We start from the raw sequence: 18,135 nt of genomic DNA on the forward strand, positions 1-18,135 counted from the left end.
GTGCAATTATGACTGTTGAACGTGCAATTATTGATGTGAAACGTGCAATTAAACGTGTTTAGTGTGCAATTACGGTGAATATCCGTGCAATTATCCTCCTATATTAAGAGAATAATTTTTCCAGTTGGATGATACTCTTAAATTCAGTATAAAAATTACACAATAATGTAAAAAATGTATTTTTATTAGTAATTTCAGATATGAATATCGTTTATACATGGCCCTTTGACCGTCGGTTGCCGCGAAAATAACTTCCATGGACCGAAATCGGGTAATTTTTACAAAAATAATGCAAGTTTTTTTCATTGATGGGCAATATAACAGCAGACCCGTGCAACAGGTCTCAAAAATACCTATTAATGAAAGGGGCTTTTACTCATGAAGAAAAAGCTATTAATGTTAATCGGTGGCTCATTGCTATCGGCTATGTTCCTTGCTGGCTGCGCAAATGATCAGGATCCTCCTCCGGATGATGATGTGGATATCGAGAATCCAGCGGACGATAATGGCAATGTCGACGATGACGGTATGATCGATGACGAAAACAACGACATCAACACTGAAAACGATGGCGACATGATGGAGGATGACAACACTCCTGGCGAAGACGCTGTTGAAGACAAAATTGATATGAACGACGAGGATAATAACGATCAATAATGAAAGAAGGGCAGGGATGGATTCCTGCCCATTTATTTTGGTGTTGATTTTGCCATAGGAGTATCAGTGCGCATAGAAAACTCAGCCAGCACAAAAAAAAACTCCAGCTAGTCAGCAGGAGTTTAATTACACTTTCTTCGGCTGCAAAATCTGCGGCCTTGTTATGATTTTTTCTTTAAATTCCGTAAGCAAAGCATCGCCTTTGTATCCTTTATCCAGCAGGTACTCCAGCAATTTTTCAGGATAGTCGCTTTTCGGTTTGGTGAGTTTTCCTGTTAAAAGAATGCTGGCATGTGTATTCAGCTTCTTCACGCAGCAAACTTTGGTCAAAAAGGCTGCCGGGTCATTCTCGCGTTTGGTGATGACGACTTGGACGATGATATCTTTGTCGTTGTCACACGCATCCTGGAAATATGGGATGTATTTATGATCAGTAAAAACTTCGACGAGCCACGTGCCTTTTTCATCCTCTTTATTGATAATCAGGCCGTCTTCCATTTCGATATCCACTAAAGCATCATCAGCAGCAAGCTGCATTGAAATCAACTTAAACGTCTTCATGTCAACCACCTCCCGTAATACTTGTCCAAATTATAACACAGGATGAATATAAAACGAAAAAAAGCAAGTTTGTCGAAAGAAATATTTCTGAATTGGCAAAAATCATTTTTGGCTGGGGAGGGTGTGTTCAAAAATCAATAATCTGAAGTTAATAGGCTAGTTTACCACTGTTTTTCCAGTCAAAAGCACAATTTTCGACATTTTACTATAGCGCTAAAAAGGAATATCATCGGGGTATCAAGGAGAAAGGAGATGAAAACGTGATCAATCAAGTAACCCTTGTAGGCAGACTGACGAGAGACCCTGAGCTCAGGTATACACCTGATGGAAAAGCGGTATCGAATATAACGCTTGCGGTGAACCGTCATTATAAAAATGCTGACGGTGAAATCGAGGCTGATTTTGTCCACTGCATCATCTGGGGCAAAAATGCAGAGAATACGTCCAACTATTGTAAAAAAGGCTCTGTTCTCGGAGTCACCGGACGCATCCAGACACGAAACTATGATAACCATGAGGGTAAGCGGGTCTACGTGACTGAAGTCGTGGCTGAGGGTGTCAGGTTTTTAAGTACAAAACCGGCAGGCACAAGGGAAAATCAGCAGACAACGCAACCGCCTCGGCATCCGGAAACTGTACCCCAGGCGCCGCCGCAAAGAGAGGAGCTTCCTTTTGCATAATGAACCCGACTCAATCGAAAAGCTGCTTGTCAGCCTGATTAAGATGGTTGGAAAAAACAATGAGAAGGTCGACGAACTCACCAAACGTGTACGCCAGCTCGAAATCGCCTCCAAAGATCTGCAGGTCAATCGCGTCTACTCCTTCATTGCCGAGCCACCACGACCTAGTTCCAATAGAAAAGAATATGTGCGGAAATAAGAATAAACAACACTTGCGAATTTTTCCTCATCATTCCCTCACTAGATCCTATAAGAGATAAATTCAATAAACCGATCTCCAATAAACCCTCAACTTTTGATGCCGGCTGTAATAGCCGGTTTTTTTATGAATAAAACCAGCACCTGTCTAAGGGTAAACCGTTCTGCTTTAGGGTGCATATGGCGAAAATGGCACAGTAAATGGCGTGGGAATTTTCCACGCCATTTTTCCTATTGTGCCAGCATTTATTAGCCATTTCATTACAAATTAACACCTGCAAAATGATAGTAAATGCCATTGACAATGTTTGTTGTACAAGGAATAATGACGGTCATTTACACTGTCAATTTTATGACCAGTTCGGAAGTCAATTTAAGGGTGCCATTCTACGAACATTTCATTCAAGTATAGCCTGTATAACGATGAACATGGAATTTCACTTTATTTTTTTCTCACCGAAGGGAGCAGTTAGCGGAAGATTGAGTTTTTCTAGAACAAAGGAAGACTTAACCTTAATTGAGTAACAAACAATCCTAAATATAAACGGAGAATATCCGGTTAAACTGTAGAGTATAGCTCGGTAAGGGGTAAATACGCGGAGGTTTTCCGGTTAAGCAAGCACGATTGCCAATTTTTTATGTTTTTCAAGTAAATAGGCGGAAATCTTCCGTCTATTTAAGCTGTTTTCCGTGCCATTTTCTAAATAAGGGAAGTTTCTCCGCTTATTTATCAGACTATGATGATCCCTTCACTAAGGTCCGTTCTTTTATGGTGTGGAATAAACGGGTGCTTTGTTGAATAAGAACCATTATATTTTGGATCCGAAAATACATTCAATTAGAAAAATGGCGTGTCAAAACTGATGTCAGTTTACACGCCATTTTTATTGTCATTTAAATGAGATGCACCCTAAAACAGAATGGTTTAGTCTAAGGTACTGGTTCCATTTTTACGACAAAAACACCAAATCATGCAATTCATCAGTCGACAGCTCGGTGATCCAGCTGTCGCTCTGGATGATCTGATCGTTCAGTGACTGCTTCTTCTCGAGCATGGCATCGATTTTTTCCTCTAGTGTGCCGGTGCTGATCAGCTTGTGCACGTGCACGAAGCGACTTTGGCCGATGCGGTAGGCGCGGTCGGTTGCCTGGTTTTCGACGGCAGGATTCCACCAACGGTCGTAGTGGACAACGTGGTTCGCGGCCGTCAGGTTCAATCCGGTTCCGCCGGCCTTCAATGAAAGCAGGAACACCGGAAACTCCCGGTTCTGGAATTTCGTGATTAATTCATCACGCTTTGTCTTCGGCAGGCTGCCGTTCAGGAACGGAACATCGATGCCGAATTTCTTTTTCAGTGCAGACTGGATCATCTCGCCCATTCCGATGTACTGGGTAAAAATGATACAGCTTTCTTCCTGTTCAAGCACAGCGCTCACCAGATCGATCATTTTCTCCATCTTGGCAGAACGATCAATCAACTTCTTCGGATCTTCCTCTTTCAAATACAAAGCAGGGTGATTGCACAGCTGCTTCAATCGGCTCAATAGCTGTAAAATTAAGCCCTTCCGCTCAAAGCTCGATAATGTTTCGATTTGCGCGAAGGTATCCTTTACCAGCTGTTCGTATAAAGAAGCCTGCTCTGCAGACAGCGGGCAGTATTCCTTCTGCTCCACCTTATCAGGCAGATTCAGCGCCACATCTTCATCCTTCTTCGTCCGTCTCAGCAGGAACGGCTTGATCAGCGACTGAAGCTGGGTGATTTTTTCCTTTTTGTCTTCTTTTTCAATCGGCAGGATGAACTGCTTCTGGAATTGACCGGCGCTGCCAAGATAGCCGCGGTTCGTAAAGTCGAAAATCGACCACAGCTCAGACAGGCGATTCTCCATCGGCGTCCCTGTCAGGGCGATATGATGCTTGCCCTTCAGCTTCCTTACTGCACGCGACTGCTTTGTATCGGCGTTCTTGATATTCTGTGCCTCGTCAATCGCAATGCTGCTCCATTCAATGCTTTCTAGCTCTTCGAAGTCCAGATGCGTCAGGCCATAGGATGTCAGTACAATATCAGAGCCGTTAGCTTCTTCGGTAAAAATGGTGCCCTTCAGGCGGTTCGGTCCGTAATGCAAGTGGACGCGCAAATCCGGAGCGAAGCGTTCGATCTCTTTCTGCCAGTTTCCGAGAACTGAAGTAGGACAGATGATCAATGACGGATGGTCGTCGCTTTCCTGCTCTTTTACCGCTAAAATGTAAGAGATCAGTTGAATCGTTTTTCCGAGTCCCATATCATCGGCAAGCAAGGCGCCGAATCCGTACTTCCGCAGGAATAGCAACCAGTTCATCCCGAGCTTCTGGTACGGGCGCAGCTCACCATGTAATCCAGCAGGCACCGGCAAGTCGGGGATTTCCTTCGTTTCGGACAGTTGCTTCATCATTTGCTTCCAGTGGCGGTTCAGCTCGATCTGGATTTTTGCGAACGCCCGCGGATCGTCCAGACCTTCGCTGTCTTCTTCCTCATCAGACAGCTCCTGCTGCAAGAGGTCGCGGATATGCAATCCTTCTTTATCTGCCTTCTTCATCATTTCCTGGATCTGGCGGATGAAGCCGTGGTCAAGCTTGATCCAGCGGCCTTTCAAATACACAAGCCGGCGCTTTTCGTTCACCAGGCGCTGGAAGTCATCCTCGCTCAGGTCAACACCGTTCATCGAGAAACGCCAATCATAATCGAGCATTGCATTCAAGCCAACAAATGAGCGGCGGTAGCCAGTCTCGCCCTTCAGGCGAGCTTTCACCTTCAAATTAGCATTCTTGATCGCTTCCCACCACGAAGGGAGGAGGATCTCAATGCCGAGCGCAATCAGCGTCTCGCTCGCTTCGGTCAAAAACATCCATGCTTCATCCTCGGTGAGTGTGGACTTCAGGCGGCCGTCTTCCTCGATCCACGGAAAAATTGAAGCAAGCCGTTTTTCTTCATCCTCAACCTTATCGCTAAAAAAGTCCCAGCCAGCAGGATAGCTTTCATAGTCGCGGGCTTCAATCAGCATCGGTTCATCCTTGCCACGCAAAAATAACCCAAGCTTCCAGTCACCAAGATCGTCCAAAGGTTCCTCGAGACGGATCCCGATCGAAAACGGTGCCGAATTTTCCTTCAGCCCGATCCACTCAAGCCAGCGGTCCTCGTCAAAATATGCTGCCAGCTGCGATGCAGAAAGCTGCTTTTTCCGCAGAACATCAAGCTTATCGCCAAGCAAATACTTCATCGCCTCATTTTCATGGAAGTAAGACTCCAGACTATGATGGAACAGGTCCGCTACGAAATCACGCACGAGAAGCTTCTCGTCACCGATCACCAGCTCTTCCTCCCAGAATGGCTCATGGAATTCATCGAGCACGCTCACCGGGAGCTTCCAGCGGAAATCCTCGCCATCAAGCTGGGAAAAATCTGGATGCCACTCCTTTGCAAGAATCGCATCATAAATCGCATGCGCCGTCGACAGACAGATGTCGCCAAGGTCATCCCATTCCCACTCAACAAGCCGGTTGAAGCTTTCCTCGCCAAACAGCGTCACAAGCTGCCAGGCACTCAAGGTCACACCCTCAGCAGGGCTCCATTTGTCAGCGTCCAGCATCGTCCCGTAATAACTCTCCTTATGGCGGAAAAAGAGCAGCTTCTTCCAGTCGGATATCTTCAGTTCAAAGCCATCAAAGTCCTCAGTACTCAGAAAATATCGCCCTCCATCAACCGGCATTACATCTATATGTATCTGCTTAATCTCAAGCATCAAAAGCACCTCCTTTAATTGGGGAGTTTGTTTTAGTTCGCATACGGTCGGTGGATGATTTTAACCAAAAAGTGTCGCCACCGCCTCGATGGAGACGGGAAAAAGCTTTTTACACCGAAAAAGAGGTGACCATAAGGTCAATGGATAGCACATAATTTTAATTTCATCCGAAAGAGTTTCACCATGGTCCCTATGGAGACACGAAACTCAAAAACAGGTCTCCATAAGCCCGATGGATGACGCAAAATGTTGTTTTCATCCGAAAAAGCGGTCCCTATGCTTCCTCCACCTCAATCAACTTGCTCCGCGTGCATTCTTCGTGAAATGCGCGCAGGCGTTTCGTCCTTACGAGCAGTTTCCCGAAAAACTCTTCCCACTCTGGGATGCGCTTCATTTTTTTATAAACGGTACGCAGTTTTTTCAGCAAACGTGCGGCCTGCTTGTAGCTGCTGCGGTTTTTCATCTCGATTAAATCGCCGACCATCTGGTGGTACAGCGGAATCAGGACTTCAGGAGCTTCTTTTTGCAATACTTTTATCCGCTCGCTTGAAATCGAATTATATTCAAAGCCAAAATAGGACTGCAATTCGCCCCATTGTTCGTATTGCTTTTTTTCAAACAAGGAATCTTCATATTCGTAAAAGCTGTACGGCATGGCTTGTGCGAGCGCCCGGTCGTACAGCTCGCCGCGCCCGATTTCGCGGGTGAAAGCGGCCACCAGCTTCAAGGCATAACGCGTAAATTTTTTACAAGTATAATAATCCCCGAGATGCTTCAGGTAATTCCGCAGCTGCTGGACGAGATATTCGATAAATGGACCCATCCTATTCCACTCGCGCTGAACCCGGAAGCCGTCAAGCCAGTAAAACATATAGGGAAGCGAACCGATGGAAAGGGCAGTGAATCGCTTCAATGCTTCACTGTCCTGCTTTGCTAAAACTAGCTGATGAATCAAAGCAATTTCCTCAATCTGGTCCCGCTTGCCATCGCCAAAGGATTCAAGTCGCGTTCGCTCTCCATCACGCCAGCTTCCGTTTTTAAAAAGTTTCTCCCATAACAGCCGGTACAAATCAATCCGGTCATAGCCAAGTGAGGCATCAGGCATTGTCAATCCAACCGTATCATCCTTCAGCTGTTCCAAAAACGTATCAAACGAAAACGGCATCGTCCCATAAGCAAGACGCTCGACATACTCCTCAGCATCATTGAACAGATCCTCGAACAGCGGCCGGTAATACCGGTCCATTGCCGGCTCGTCATCGTGACCGAATTCGCGGGCCAGTTCTGTGAGCAAATTAAAGGAATGGACCGACGCGGCGATCATATAAAGGTTTTTCCAAACGACCTCAAGAGGAGCAGAAACCTCAACACGGCGAATATAGGAACGGAACAATCCGGGCACAACATAAGCCCTCGGTTCGCCCTGGCCTTTGACAATTTCCTCAAAACTCTCCCGAAATGAAGCGCGGCCCAGCTATCATAATCATGTCCAGAACGAGTATCCTTCTTCACCAGATCCTTCGCGCGCTGCAAGCCCCATTTTTCAGCATTCAGCTGCTCTTTCGCCGGCTTGCGCCAGGCTTCGACCCAGTCGGAGACACTCGCGACATCACCATACGCCTGGAAAAACGCAGCCAGACGATGCCGGCAAAACGACCCAGCAGGACAGGTGCAGCTGCTCTCCTCAGGATCTGAAATATTTATGTACACACGAACCGGCGTCACGTCCTGGACCGTCGCCCAGATCGACTTCACCATATACTTCATATGGTGGACCGTTCCCTGGCGATAGAGCATCAGCCCCTTTTGCACAAGGCGCGCATCCTCCTCGACCTCGGATTTAAGCATCGTATTCAGTTTTTCGGAAGCTTCTTTAAAAATCGGTGCCTGGTTATCAGGTATGACAGCCACAGCGGATTCCCCCGTTCACACAGCATCATTCGCTCTATTTTTCCAATTCCATGCCAGAATTCGACAAGTCCATCAGGCAAGCTTTGTTAAAATCATAATAAGTAATAAACGAAAAAAACATATTCTTCTATTATACCCAAAAATGAGCCATTAGAGGAGGGGGATATGTGTTTTAAAAAAGCGACGGTATTTGTGCAGAGCTTGTGGAATAGAAACATTCAGTAAATATCCAATAGTTACAGCAGTATTTTCTGTTGAGTTATTATTTTAATATTAGGTTTTTTTCAGATAGAATGAAGAGAGATAAGAAATTACCTGGGGGACAAACAATGAATAACACGGTAGAAGTGCTTCGCGGATTGTTTAACTATAAATATTATACATATAAATTAAGGGATGCTGAGCATGTCCCTGGCATCTGGAAAAATACAATCCTGCTCACTATCCTGAGCGGACTGGTCTTTGGAATCAGCGCTTATTTCGGAATCGGTTCTGAATATCTGTCCAAAGAACTGACATCGATCCCCAGGGAAGAGTACGAGATGCAAAAGCTGCTTTTCATGGCAGGGCAGACAATTCTTGGCCTTGTGTTTGGCATCATCATGATTTTCCTGCCGGCACTGTTCTTCTGGACTCTTTCTGATCTGGAACTTAAAAAACTGCTGGCTGTTCAAATTTTCGTCCTGCCAATCCTCCTGTTTGAAAAATTAATTGGGATTCCGCTCGCGCTGACGCTAGGGCTGACACAGGTGTCATCACCGTTCGCCCTGGGTACAATCGCACAGTACATAACTGGAAATGACTTCATTATCTATCTCCTTGCCACTATATCTATATTTAAGGTGTGGGTTATTTTCATAGAATACATGTATTTAAAAATGCTTACTGGAAAAAAAACAGCCATCATCCTTCTGATGGTAATTGGCTTCAATTTGGTGATTTGGTTATTTTCGGCACTCATATCGTTCGTCCAATTTGACAAGATTTTATAAGAGAGGTGCATCACGTGAAAAAGAAAACCGCTATTCTAGCATCTGCTGGAATCATTTTCGTATCAGCTAACCTATTTTTGGCACTAAAAGATGACAGCAAAGCGGTGCGCTCCTCCTACATCAACAAGTGGGCTGCGGTCGGGAAGGATAACCTGACAGAGACGCTTAGTGCAGCGGGTGTGATCACACCCGAGGACGAGTATCAGGTGTACTATCATGCTGATGACGGGGAATTCAAAGGCTTTCTTGTAAAAGAAGGCGATGAAGTCACCAATGGTACCCCGCTATATGAATATTCTTCGAATAACATTGATGAGGACCTGGCCAGACTGCAGGCGGAAAAAAGCCAGCTTGTTACCGAAGCGAATTTGATAGATGATCAGATCCAGCAGCTGAGTTACCTGCAAAGTGTCTCTGCCTCGACATCGACCGCCAGCACTCCTGTTTTTGGTGATGGATCTGACAGCAATGACTCAAATGAACTGATGAATGTCTCGATTGAAAAAGAAATCTATGACAAACAGCGTGAAAAAGGCCGTGTAGAAGCGGAGATCGAAAAATATGATGATATGATTGATTCGTATGAAAGCAGCGATGAGCTTGGCAAGAACAGTGAAGTTTCAGGTACAGTTAAACAGGTCAATTACGAACTGAAAAACCCAATCGTGACAATCATTTCGGACATGCCGAAGGTAGAAGGCACGTTTAGCGAACGGGACTTAAAGAAGGTGGAGGCAGGCATGGAGGTGTATGTGCAATCAGACCTGATCACAGGCAAGGTTACTGGGACATTGACCAAAATCGCCGACTATCCGGAAACCGACCCGTCAGTGAAAAAGGAAAGTCATTACCCGTTTGAGATTACTCTCTCTGAAGAAACCGAGGAAAAAATCATCAAAGGAGCGCATGTAGACGTCAGTGTTATCACAAACCAAGTGATGAACGCAAAAACAGCCCCTGATGAAGCCATCGAAAAAGGCAAGAAAAACAGCTATATCTACGTCCTGAATGAAATAGGCCTCGTCGAGAAGCGCAAAATCAGCAAAGGACTGCAGCTGGGCGGCAAAACCGAACTCAAAGAAGGCGCCAAACCAGGCGAACTCATCGTCCAAAAACCTGAAAATGTCCAGCAGGAAAACAACCCATTCTTCAGCAAACTGAAAATCGATAGTTTAAAGAAAAAAACATTCAAAGAAGAAAGCAACCGCACCATATTCAAGCACATAATGGTCGGGTTCTTTAAATAGGTGCCTGTCACCGGAATTTTTCAAAAAACAAGTACTGCCAAGAACCTTTGAGAAATATAGATTGGAAAAGGAACGTTCCCCGAACGTTCCTTTTTTTGAGAGATAAGAAAGCATAAATTTCACTTCGAGAAATGGCCAGCTCCAGCGCCTAACCCCTCGAGTCGCTTCGGTCCGCCCACTGAAGTCAAAGAACGACTTCACCGGTCGGCCCTCCAGCGCTTGTCGGGGCTGACCAAGGCGCTTGCGCTTTTCTTTGTGCAATCGACAGGTGCCTGTCATCACATAAAATTTGTCGAAATGGTTTATTTTTTGTGGCTATTGGAAGGATACAGGGAATTCGTGGAGAATAATTATAGTTTAATATTGTCAAATTCTTTAATTTGAAGGTAGGGGGTCTTATTGTTCGGTGGGCTTGGGTTTGCGGTGTTTTTATTTATTTCGGTGGTGCTCTATTTGTTGGTTAAGAATAAGGATGAAATTAAAAAAGTGAGCAATAGGAATAAGTTATTTGTGGCAGTGACTTTTGTGGGTCTTTTGATAGTTTCTGGGCTGACAATCTACTATGCAGGAAATTGGCTTGCAGGCTTTATTGGTAATGGAACACTAAAGTTCTTCTTTCAAATCATCTGGATGCTGATAGTAATTGCCCTTCTCAATATCATTTGGGAGACGGTATTGAACAGAGTCAAGCGTGATTCGGGAATCGTGTAATGTCTCGTTCGACAGGTGCCAGTCATCGCTCAAAACGAGCTCCAGCAGGCAACATCCACCTACCACATCGTATCCGGCGACAAGGACTTCAGGTATGTGATAATCAAGATTGGGGCAGCTAAAGTTTCTTAGGAAGCAGGCTGAATCTCGCCTGCTTCCTTTTGTTTCAATTCTGCTGTTGAACTGTAAAGCTGTTGAGGAGCCAGGTTTCATTAACTCGTTTAAAGGTGCAAGTGATCATCCAGTTGTTTTCTTGTAGTTGCGTCAATTTATATTCAGTATCACTTAGTCTTTTGAGGTTAGATTTTAGGCCGTCCATGAACCTGGCAGGTTTTTCGTTTGAGATCAGGTAAATCCCATCAGACCTTTCTTCCACAATCCCGTCCAGATGTGTCTGCAAAAATTTCTCTGTTGCTAATCCATTGAATTCATTATTGATTTCCTCAATCGTCTGATAGCTTTGGAACTTGTTTTCCGAGTCTTCACTGGCATCGGCAAAAACTCTCTCTTGAATTTCACTATAGTCTCTCAATATTGTTACTGCTCCGCCATGGTTAAGCCATGGAGAGGTCAAGTCTTTTTCCGTCTGAATCGACTCAATTTTCCAGATGCCATCTTGGTTCTTAAAAGTAACAATCAATGTTTCACGCCCATTCATATCGCCTTCCTGTACCTGGGTCAACTGATATTCATGATCAGATATTTTTCCCAGGTTAAACGGGTTTTCTGACCAAAAGGTACGTACAGAATCCATCGGTATGACATAAAGCCCGTCGTCTCTCTCATCCAATCGGAAACTGAACGTTGCTTCTACATACTCATACGACATAAAGTCAACAAATAATTGATAAAACTCTTCTTTGGTTTTATACGTACGAAACTTAAAATCCAATTCATCAAGAGCATCCTGAAAAGCAGTTTTTCTAACCGAATTGTATCTCTGAAGCAGGCTGAGAGCTTCTTTCTCTCCAAAAGAAACTTCAGGTTCCGTTTCTTCCACCTTTGGCAGAGAGTCCAGATTAGCTTCAAATCCTTTTGCTTTTAAAATCGCTTCGGCAATCCTGTAAAATTCGCTTTCTTCCATGCTTCCTTTACGCTCGACGATTTGGTACATGCCTTCATCCTGCCAAGTAAGGAAAATGTGATCCTCTGTTACCTTATTAATAACGCCATCAAGGTCTGCAGCCAGCTTAACAGGACTACCAGGGACAGGATAACCAGGCTTCTCCTTCCGCATGACATAGGCAAAATAATCGACCTCATTTTGTTCATTCACATATAAATGTTCGTAAACATCATCATTCGTATGAGTATGCTTGAAGACATATCCTTCTGGCACATAAGGCGGTACAATCAGCTCGGGTTTTTCTTCATCCTGCATATCATCAACAGGAGGTTCATCAACAGGAGCTTCTTCCTTGTCCGGAGTGGTTTCTCCCTGGTTCATCAAGGGATCCGACTTAATAACATAGTAGATTCCAAAGCTGAAAATGAGGAGAAACGCAGCACTCATGGCTGTGGGTATCAAAAAACGGAACCTGCTTACCCGTGGCTTTTCGTTAAACCGTGCAACTACCTTTTTTTGCATCTCAGGACCGAATTCAAACCCTTCCAACTCACCCTCCAGCATTTCTTGTTTTAGTTTCTTCAACTGTTCTTCCATCGTCACCACTCCTTTCCTCTAAAATTTCCTTCAATAATGATTTTGCACGGGAAAGTCTCGACTTCACCGTATTCAGGTTCAAACTGCTGATTTCCGCTATCTCTTTAAGGGAACATTCCTGAAAATAAAACAGGAAAAGGATCTCTCTATATTTCACAGGCAATTGAAATAATGCTTGTGTCAGTTCCTGGTTTTCGACGCTCTTGATTAGTTCGGTTTCAGGGCTGGCCTGATGGTTCGACAAAAGCGATGAGATATAGCCGCTGACAGAGACCTTACGATGATGCCAGCTTTTCAGATAGTCCTTGCAATGATTAGATGCAACACGGAACAGCCAGGTCTGGATCTGAGAGTTGCCCTGGAAGGTATCGTACTTTTGGTAGCACTTAATAAATATTTCCTGCGCCAGATCCTCTGCTGTCTGCCTGTTCCTGACATACGAATATGCCAGGTGGAGCACCGCAGTCCCGTATTGTTCCATCAAATCTCCAATCGCTTTTTCCTTATGCATTTCTTCACCTCCAGGGTGTGTTTACTCTTTAGACGAACGCGAATGTAAAAAGTTTATTAAACACAAGAATGTTTATGATTCTGACTTGGTGGTAAAACAAAACAGGCACCTGTCTAAGGTGCCTGTCCGTTAATAAAATCGCTTAAAGCCTTCGAAATGCTTTTTGTAGTAAGAGTTGTCAAGATTGGTAATGGTCACGCCCGAATCACTAGCATGGATGAATGCATTGTTGCCGAGGTAAATGCCCATATGGGAAATACCGCGTTTATAAGTATTTTCAAAGAATACGAGATCGCCCGGCTGCGGATCATTCACATAGTAGGAACGGTTATAATAGCCTTCGGAAGAATAGCGTCCCATCTTCATGCCGGCTTTGTTGAAGGCGTAATAGATGAATCCGCTGCAGTCGAAGCCTTCCGGTGTGCTGCCGCCCCAGACGTATGGAGTACCGAGAAGGTCCTGGGCTATCGCCAGCACTTCAGGATCAATATCCTGGACAGGCTTGGCAGCTGCCTGGTCATTCTTTGCAGGTTCTGCAGGAGCAGAAACCTCTGCCTCCTTGCTTACCAGCAATTTCTGCCCGGCATAGATCATGTCAGATTTCAGGTTGTTCAGCGTCTTCAGTTCCTTTACTGACATATCGAATTGCTTTCCGATTCCGCTAAGCGTATCACCAGACTTGATTATGTATTCAGTTTGTGCCGGCTTAGCTGGCGCGGCAGGTGTTTTTGGCGCACTCTGAACGGGAGCATCCGGCTTGGTTTTTACTGGAGCCACAGCTGATGCATCTGAACCGTTCGATACCTTCAGCTTTTGGCCGGGATAAATCAAGTGGCTGCTAAGATCGTTCCATTTCATCAGATCGCTGAGTGAAATTTTATGCTGGGAAGCGATCTTGCTGAGTGTATCACCGCTAACAACAACATAAACAGAAGCTGTCTCGGCTTTAGCAGGCTGTTTTGCCGGAGCAATAACGGGCTTAGCCACAGGCGTATTGCCTGGAACTGTTAGTGTCTGATTCACATAAATTAAATCAGAGGATAATTTATTCAGTTTCTTCAAATCAACAACAGTGGTTTTATAGGTAAAAGCTAAGCGGGATAATGTATCCCCTTTTTTAACAGTATATGTATCTGCAGAAGCGATTCCCGAGAAGGAAGAAGTCAGAATGGCGGCGGTGATAAGCGATGCGGCTTGTTTCTTCAATTTTTGTCGTCACTCCAATACTTGTCAGTTTTATACTCATTTTATCATAGATGAATAGGGACATATATATAATTATGACAAATTATAGAAAAATTACGGGAATCCTAAAGATGTTTCTGGAAATCTATTTACAAATATAATCGATTTTAATAGAATATTGTCATTGCAGACAGAAAACAGGAGGATCATGAAGTGAGATCATCTCAAGAAAAGTTATCAGAATTGAATCAGGAACTTGTTTTTGATGTCATCAGGAAGACGTATGAAAAAGGAAAGAGCAGCGAAGAAATGACAATCCAGAAGCTGATGGAAGATTTAATCATAGACTTAAAGACTTGCACAGAATGAAAACTGGCAGCCTTCTAAATAAGGCAGCCAGTTTTTTTGCGTTTAACAGAAGGCAACGTGATTACTGCCCGTCATATTGAACCAGCATCTGCAGTATATTAAAATAAAGTTAGAATGGGCCAAGGGGGAGATCATTTGAAAAAAGTACGCAAAGCGATCATTCCGGCAGCGGGTCTTGGTACACGCTTCCTGCCGGCGACAAAGGCGATGCCGAAGGAAATGCTGCCAATCGTTGATAAGCCGACGATCCAGTATATTGTTGAAGAAGCGGTAGCGTCAGGAATCGAAGAAATTATCATTGTGACCGGTAAAGGCAAGCGTGCCATCGAGGATCATTTCGATTTCGCCCCGGAGCTCGAGCGTAACCTTGAGAGTAAAGGGAAGCTCGAATTGCTGGATAAAGTCAGGTATTCTAGCAATCTCGCAGACATTCACTATATCCGGCAAAAGGAGCCGAAAGGACTTGGCCATGCTGTCTGGTGTGCGCGCAACTTTATCGGTGATGAACCATTTGCTGTTCTGCTTGGCGATGATATCGTCCAAAGCGAAACACCATGCCTGAAGCAGCTGCTGAACCAATATGAAACAACTCGTTCCTCTGTGATCGGCGTCCAAACGGTCTCTCCGGAAGAGACGCATCGTTACGGCATCATTGACCCATCGATTCAGGAAGGGCGCAGATACCAGGTCGAAAATTTTGTTGAAAAGCCGGAGCCTGGCAAGGCACCTTCCAATCTGGCAATCATGGGCAGATACATCCTGACCCCTGAAATCTTTATGTTCCTGGACCACATTGAAGCCGGTGCGGGAGGGGAAGTCCAGCTGACCGACGCCATCCAGAAATTGAACCAGATCCAGAGAGTATTTGCCTATGATTTCGAGGGGAAGCGATACGATGTCGGAGAAAAGTTCGGTTTTGTGAAAACGACCATCGAGTTTGCGCTCCAGGATGAGGAGCTCCGTCCCGATATCCTAAAGTACCTAGATGAAATCCTCCTTCACCAACGGTAAAACAGAAAAATGGTGTCCCGAAAAGGGACACCATTTTCTATGGAAGCAAGGGGAGCATATCACGTACCTTTTGCTTCTTTTGTGTTATGAAATTTTCAAGGAGATGGGCGATTCCTGTTGGCTTTGGATGTTATAGTTTGCTGACGATCAGGCTATTTAGGATTACGTGTATTTGTGGGAAGTAATGAACATGAATATTCTGTGGCTGTTCGGTTGTTGAACGGTATCTATAAAGTAAGATCATTATGTCATAATAAAGTAACCGAAAGCAAAATAATATAAGGGTGAGGGATAGGAATGTATAAGTGCAATCGTTGTTTTGATAGAGAGGCGAAAATTATCGTAACTGATGAGGGGCAAGAGCGACTTTGTAATCGTTGTTTTAACGATATGGTTTCTGAAGAAATAGGGGTAATGCTAGAGACGATGCCGGAAGAGATCGTCGTTAACGATTTCTCTGGAACTAGGAGGGATTTTACGGTCCAACAGCGACTTTATCCGAATGGCATCTTCTTGGAGGCAGTTGAGGACTTAGAATATGGTTACCAGTATTCTGTCCATGGTGAGTTAGATTGTAACCAAACGGAATTATTTCATAAACTGGTAAATAAGGTTAAGCTTAATGTTTCTAAACGATATACAAAGGCTGGAGAATTCCGAAATGGTCAAAAATACCTCTCAATCATTGATGATGAAGTCGGAGGACGTATTGATTACGATGATTCGAATCCTTCTGTACCCATGGTCGTAGTAGATGGTCGACCTTATACATGGGAACAATTAGGTGAGATGATAATGAGGTTTGAAGGATTTCAGTTTAAAATGAATTTCTTTGATCAGACAGATGAAGTGGAATAGGGGGGAAGAAAGACATGAGGAAGGTTTTCTTGCTCCATTCGGTAGTCTAAATATATTTGATAGTGAAGCACGGGGAGTGAACTGCTCCCCGTCAAGTAGACAGTGGAAATAATAAAAACAGCCTAAGCGGCTTTAGCCCTGAATTCTAGGGGGCTAAGGCCGTTTAATCTTTTTTGGTAACGTTCATGATTATAAAAGTATATGTACTCATCAATCGCCGCAGAAAGCTCTTCAAAGGTCTTATATTTCTCCATGTAATATTTCTCGCTTTTCAGTGATCCCCAAAAGGATTCCATTGGACCATTGTCAATACATCTTCCGACTCGGGACATACTTTGAGTCATCTGTGCTTGATCTATTCTTTGTTTAAATCCAAAATGGGTATACTGAAAGCCCCTGTCGCTATGTATAAGTGGGCGGTCACCATTCAGTAGGGCCGTGGACTGATCCAGCGTATCAAATACCAGTTTATTGTTGTTGGAATGTCCAAATACGTAACTAACGATGGCTCCATCATGTAAGTCTTTAATTGCACTCAAATAAGCCTTTTTTGCTTCTCCATACTTGAACTCAGTCACATCAGTTACCCATTTCTCATTTGGACTTTCGGCTTGGAAATTACGGTCTAACACGTTTTCTGCGACGTGTTGAGGGGTTGACTTTTTATAGCGATTTTTCTTTTTCCGAATAACGCTTTGAATGCCGACAATCTTCATCAGCCTATAGATTCGCTTTTCATTGAAGCTCTTGTTCAACCTTCTATTCAAAGTCATCGTAATCCTGCGGTAGCCGTAGATTCCTTTAACCTCCTCATGGAGAGCCTTCATTTCTTCTACAAGCATCACATTTTGACATTCACGCTTGGAAGGTGTTCGCTTCAGCCATTTATAATATGCAGACCTACCAACCCCGCAATTTCACAAAGCATAACGAAAGAGAATCCTTCTTCTTCGTGTAGTTCCTTGATAGCGATATATTTCTCCTCAAGGCGTATCTGGCTTATCTTCGCCTCCTTTCGATCTCCTCTAACTTTTTTAGGAATAAGTTCTCTGCGCGTAATCGCTCATTTTCGCTCGCAAGCCTCTTCATCTCCAATTTCATCTTCTGTTCTGGGGAGAGTTCAACTTCTTCCTTTTTCCTCCCTCGCTTATCCCGAAGGGCTTCTTCGCCGCCATCCTCATACTTTTTAACCCATTGATATGCTTGTTGGTAAGAGACCTTAAAGGTCTCAGCTGCCTTCTGATAATCCTTGCCGTTCTCAAGGCAATAGAGCACAATCTCTTTTCGTTCATTTATGGTAGTGTTTCTTCTAGTCATAGTGTTTGTCCTTCCTTTGGAAGTGTCCTTTAATTCTCTATGACTATTATACTTGTTAATCCATTTCTGGAGGACGCGTCTACATGAGATTTCATACTTTCTGATAACATCATTTTGAGAGTAGTCCCCACTAAGATAGTCCTGTACAGCCGCCAGCTTAAGTTCCTTAGAATACCTCTTCCAGGTAGAAGACTTCTTTAATCCTTCTGCTCCGTATTTTTCATACCTGTAGACCCAATCATAAATTGCATGATCATTTACTTTGTATATAAACTTCAGCTCTGAAATAGAATGGCTACCCTTTTTTAACGCCTCTACAATCTTGATTTTATCTTGGAATGAATATGTCCTTTTTGACATAATAAATACTCCCCTTTAGGTAGACAGATTTTTATTTTTTAATCTGTCTACCTAAAGGGGAGCATATCAGAGCTCTCTCTGCTTCTTTTTAAAAGAATTGAAAGAAAAAGATTCATGATATGCTA

The 18,135-nt window shown here is 44.0% G+C and carries 16 protein-coding genes and 1 pseudogene; 9 read left to right on the top strand and 8 right to left on the bottom strand.

Annotation, left to right across the window (positions count from 1 at the left end):
- The first annotated feature begins 378 nt into the window (after positions 1-378).
- The gene (locus tag LC048_RS24395) at positions 379-660 is read left to right on the top strand and encodes a hypothetical protein (RefSeq protein WP_226602889.1); all 282 of its coding nucleotides are present in this window, start codon (positions 379-381) and stop codon (positions 658-660) included.
- 126 nt (positions 661-786) lie between these two features.
- Here LC048_RS24395 and LC048_RS24400 read toward each other — a convergent pair whose 3' ends face one another.
- Entirely contained in the window at positions 787-1,221 is a 435-nt protein-coding gene (locus LC048_RS24400) for a YwpF-like family protein (RefSeq protein WP_226602888.1), read from the bottom strand.
- 260 nt (positions 1,222-1,481) lie between these two features.
- Between LC048_RS24400 and ssb the strand changes: the two genes are divergently transcribed.
- Positions 1,482-1,901, top strand: a complete 420-nt coding sequence (ssb, locus tag LC048_RS24405) for a single-stranded DNA-binding protein (protein ID WP_226602886.1) — start codon at positions 1,482-1,484, stop codon at positions 1,899-1,901.
- Complete coding sequence (locus LC048_RS24410; RefSeq protein ID WP_226602884.1) at positions 1,894-2,100, top strand: hypothetical protein; 207 nt, start codon at positions 1,894-1,896, stop codon at positions 2,098-2,100. Before ssb ends, LC048_RS24410 begins: the two co-directional genes overlap by 8 nt.
- Before the next feature lie 949 nt (positions 2,101-3,049).
- Here the strand turns inward: LC048_RS24410 and LC048_RS24415 are convergent.
- The 3 genes from LC048_RS24415 to LC048_RS24425 all read right to left on the bottom strand — a co-directional run bounded on the left by LC048_RS24415 (position 3,050) and on the right by LC048_RS24425 (position 7,786).
- Entirely contained in the window at positions 3,050-5,875 is a 2,826-nt protein-coding gene (locus tag LC048_RS24415) for a DEAD/DEAH box helicase (protein ID WP_306049043.1), read from the bottom strand.
- A 274-nt stretch (positions 5,876-6,149) separates the two neighbouring features.
- Positions 6,150-7,277, bottom strand: a complete 1,128-nt coding sequence (locus LC048_RS24420; protein ID WP_306049045.1) for a hypothetical protein — start codon at positions 7,275-7,277, stop codon at positions 6,150-6,152.
- The gene (locus tag LC048_RS24425; RefSeq protein ID WP_306049047.1) at positions 7,196-7,786 is read right to left on the bottom strand and encodes an SWIM zinc finger family protein; all 591 of its coding nucleotides are present in this window, start codon (positions 7,784-7,786) and stop codon (positions 7,196-7,198) included. The genes LC048_RS24420 and LC048_RS24425 overlap by 82 nt, the downstream gene beginning before the upstream one ends.
- 329 nt (positions 7,787-8,115) lie before the next feature.
- Between LC048_RS24425 and LC048_RS24430 the strand changes: the two genes are divergently transcribed.
- From LC048_RS24430 to LC048_RS24440, 3 genes are all read left to right on the top strand, one after another.
- Complete coding sequence (locus tag LC048_RS24430; RefSeq protein ID WP_226602880.1) at positions 8,116-8,778, top strand: hypothetical protein; 663 nt, start codon at positions 8,116-8,118, stop codon at positions 8,776-8,778.
- Positions 8,779-8,792: 14 nt separating this feature from the next.
- A complete protein-coding gene (locus LC048_RS24435) occupies positions 8,793-10,025 on the top strand; it encodes an efflux RND transporter periplasmic adaptor subunit (protein ID WP_226602879.1) in 1,233 nt (410 codons plus the stop codon).
- A 399-nt stretch (positions 10,026-10,424) separates the two neighbouring features.
- Entirely contained in the window at positions 10,425-10,736 is a 312-nt protein-coding gene (locus LC048_RS24440) for a hypothetical protein (protein ID WP_306049049.1), read from the top strand.
- A gap of 166 nt (positions 10,737-10,902) precedes the next feature.
- On the opposite strand, the gene LC048_RS24445 is transcribed toward LC048_RS24440, so the two are convergent.
- From LC048_RS24445 to LC048_RS24455, 3 genes are all read right to left on the bottom strand, one after another.
- Positions 10,903-12,399: a hypothetical protein gene (locus LC048_RS24445; RefSeq protein ID WP_306049051.1), complete on the bottom strand. Its 1,497-nt coding sequence runs from the start codon at positions 12,397-12,399 to the stop codon at positions 10,903-10,905.
- Positions 12,353-12,910 carry a sigma-70 family RNA polymerase sigma factor gene (locus tag LC048_RS24450; protein WP_226602875.1) on the bottom strand — a complete coding sequence of 186 codons (558 nt, stop codon included), beginning with the start codon at positions 12,908-12,910 and terminating at the stop codon, positions 12,353-12,355. The genes LC048_RS24445 and LC048_RS24450 overlap by 47 nt, the downstream gene beginning before the upstream one ends.
- 129 nt (positions 12,911-13,039) lie before the next feature.
- Entirely contained in the window at positions 13,040-14,116 is a 1,077-nt protein-coding gene (locus LC048_RS24455) for a C40 family peptidase (protein WP_226602874.1), read from the bottom strand.
- A gap of 192 nt (positions 14,117-14,308) precedes the next feature.
- On the opposite strand from LC048_RS24455, the gene LC048_RS24460 reads away from it, so the two are divergent.
- The 3 genes from LC048_RS24460 (at position 14,309) to LC048_RS24470 (ending at position 16,333) form a co-directional block, all read left to right on the top strand.
- Entirely contained in the window at positions 14,309-14,464 is a 156-nt protein-coding gene (locus LC048_RS24460; protein WP_226602872.1) for a YwzD family small protein, read from the top strand.
- A gap of 135 nt (positions 14,465-14,599) precedes the next feature.
- Positions 14,600-15,475, top strand: coding sequence for a UTP--glucose-1-phosphate uridylyltransferase GalU (gene galU, locus LC048_RS24465; protein ID WP_226602870.1), 876 nt, complete (start codon positions 14,600-14,602; stop codon positions 15,473-15,475).
- Between the two features lie 297 nt (positions 15,476-15,772).
- Positions 15,773-16,333 (top strand): DUF7713 domain-containing protein, encoded by a 561-nt coding sequence (locus LC048_RS24470; protein ID WP_226602869.1) that lies wholly within the window; start codon positions 15,773-15,775, stop codon positions 16,331-16,333.
- A 122-nt stretch (positions 16,334-16,455) separates the two neighbouring features.
- Here the strand turns inward: LC048_RS24470 and LC048_RS24475 are convergent.
- Positions 16,456-18,010, bottom strand: a pseudogene (locus LC048_RS24475) (IS3 family transposase).
- Positions 18,011-18,135 lie beyond the last annotated feature (125 nt).

The organism is Mesobacillus subterraneus (genome assembly GCF_020524355.2).
Lineage (GTDB): Bacteria > Bacillota > Bacilli > Bacillales > Cytobacillaceae > Mesobacillus > Mesobacillus subterraneus_C.

What these genes read in the sequence shown, in the direction of transcription:
- LC048_RS24470 (WP_226602869.1), top strand. Translation starts at nt 15,773, where the DNA reads ATGTATAAGTGCAATCGTTGTTTTGATAGAGAGGCGAAAATTATCGTA.
- LC048_RS24450 (WP_226602875.1), bottom strand. Translation starts at nt 12,910, where the DNA reads ATGCATAAGGAAAAAGCGATTGGAGATTTGATGGAACAATACGGGACT.
- LC048_RS24445 (WP_306049051.1), bottom strand. Translation starts at nt 12,399, where the DNA reads ATGGAAGAACAGTTGAAGAAACTAAAACAAGAAATGCTGGAGGGTGAG.
- LC048_RS24430 (WP_226602880.1), top strand. Translation starts at nt 8,116, where the DNA reads ATGAATAACACGGTAGAAGTGCTTCGCGGATTGTTTAACTATAAATAT.
- LC048_RS24415 (WP_306049043.1), bottom strand. Translation starts at nt 5,875, where the DNA reads ATGCTTGAGATTAAGCAGATACATATAGATGTAATGCCGGTTGATGGA.
- LC048_RS24400 (WP_226602888.1), bottom strand. Translation starts at nt 1,221, where the DNA reads ATGAAGACGTTTAAGTTGATTTCAATGCAGCTTGCTGCTGATGATGCT.
- LC048_RS24395 (WP_226602889.1), top strand. Translation starts at nt 379, where the DNA reads ATGAAGAAAAAGCTATTAATGTTAATCGGTGGCTCATTGCTATCGGCT.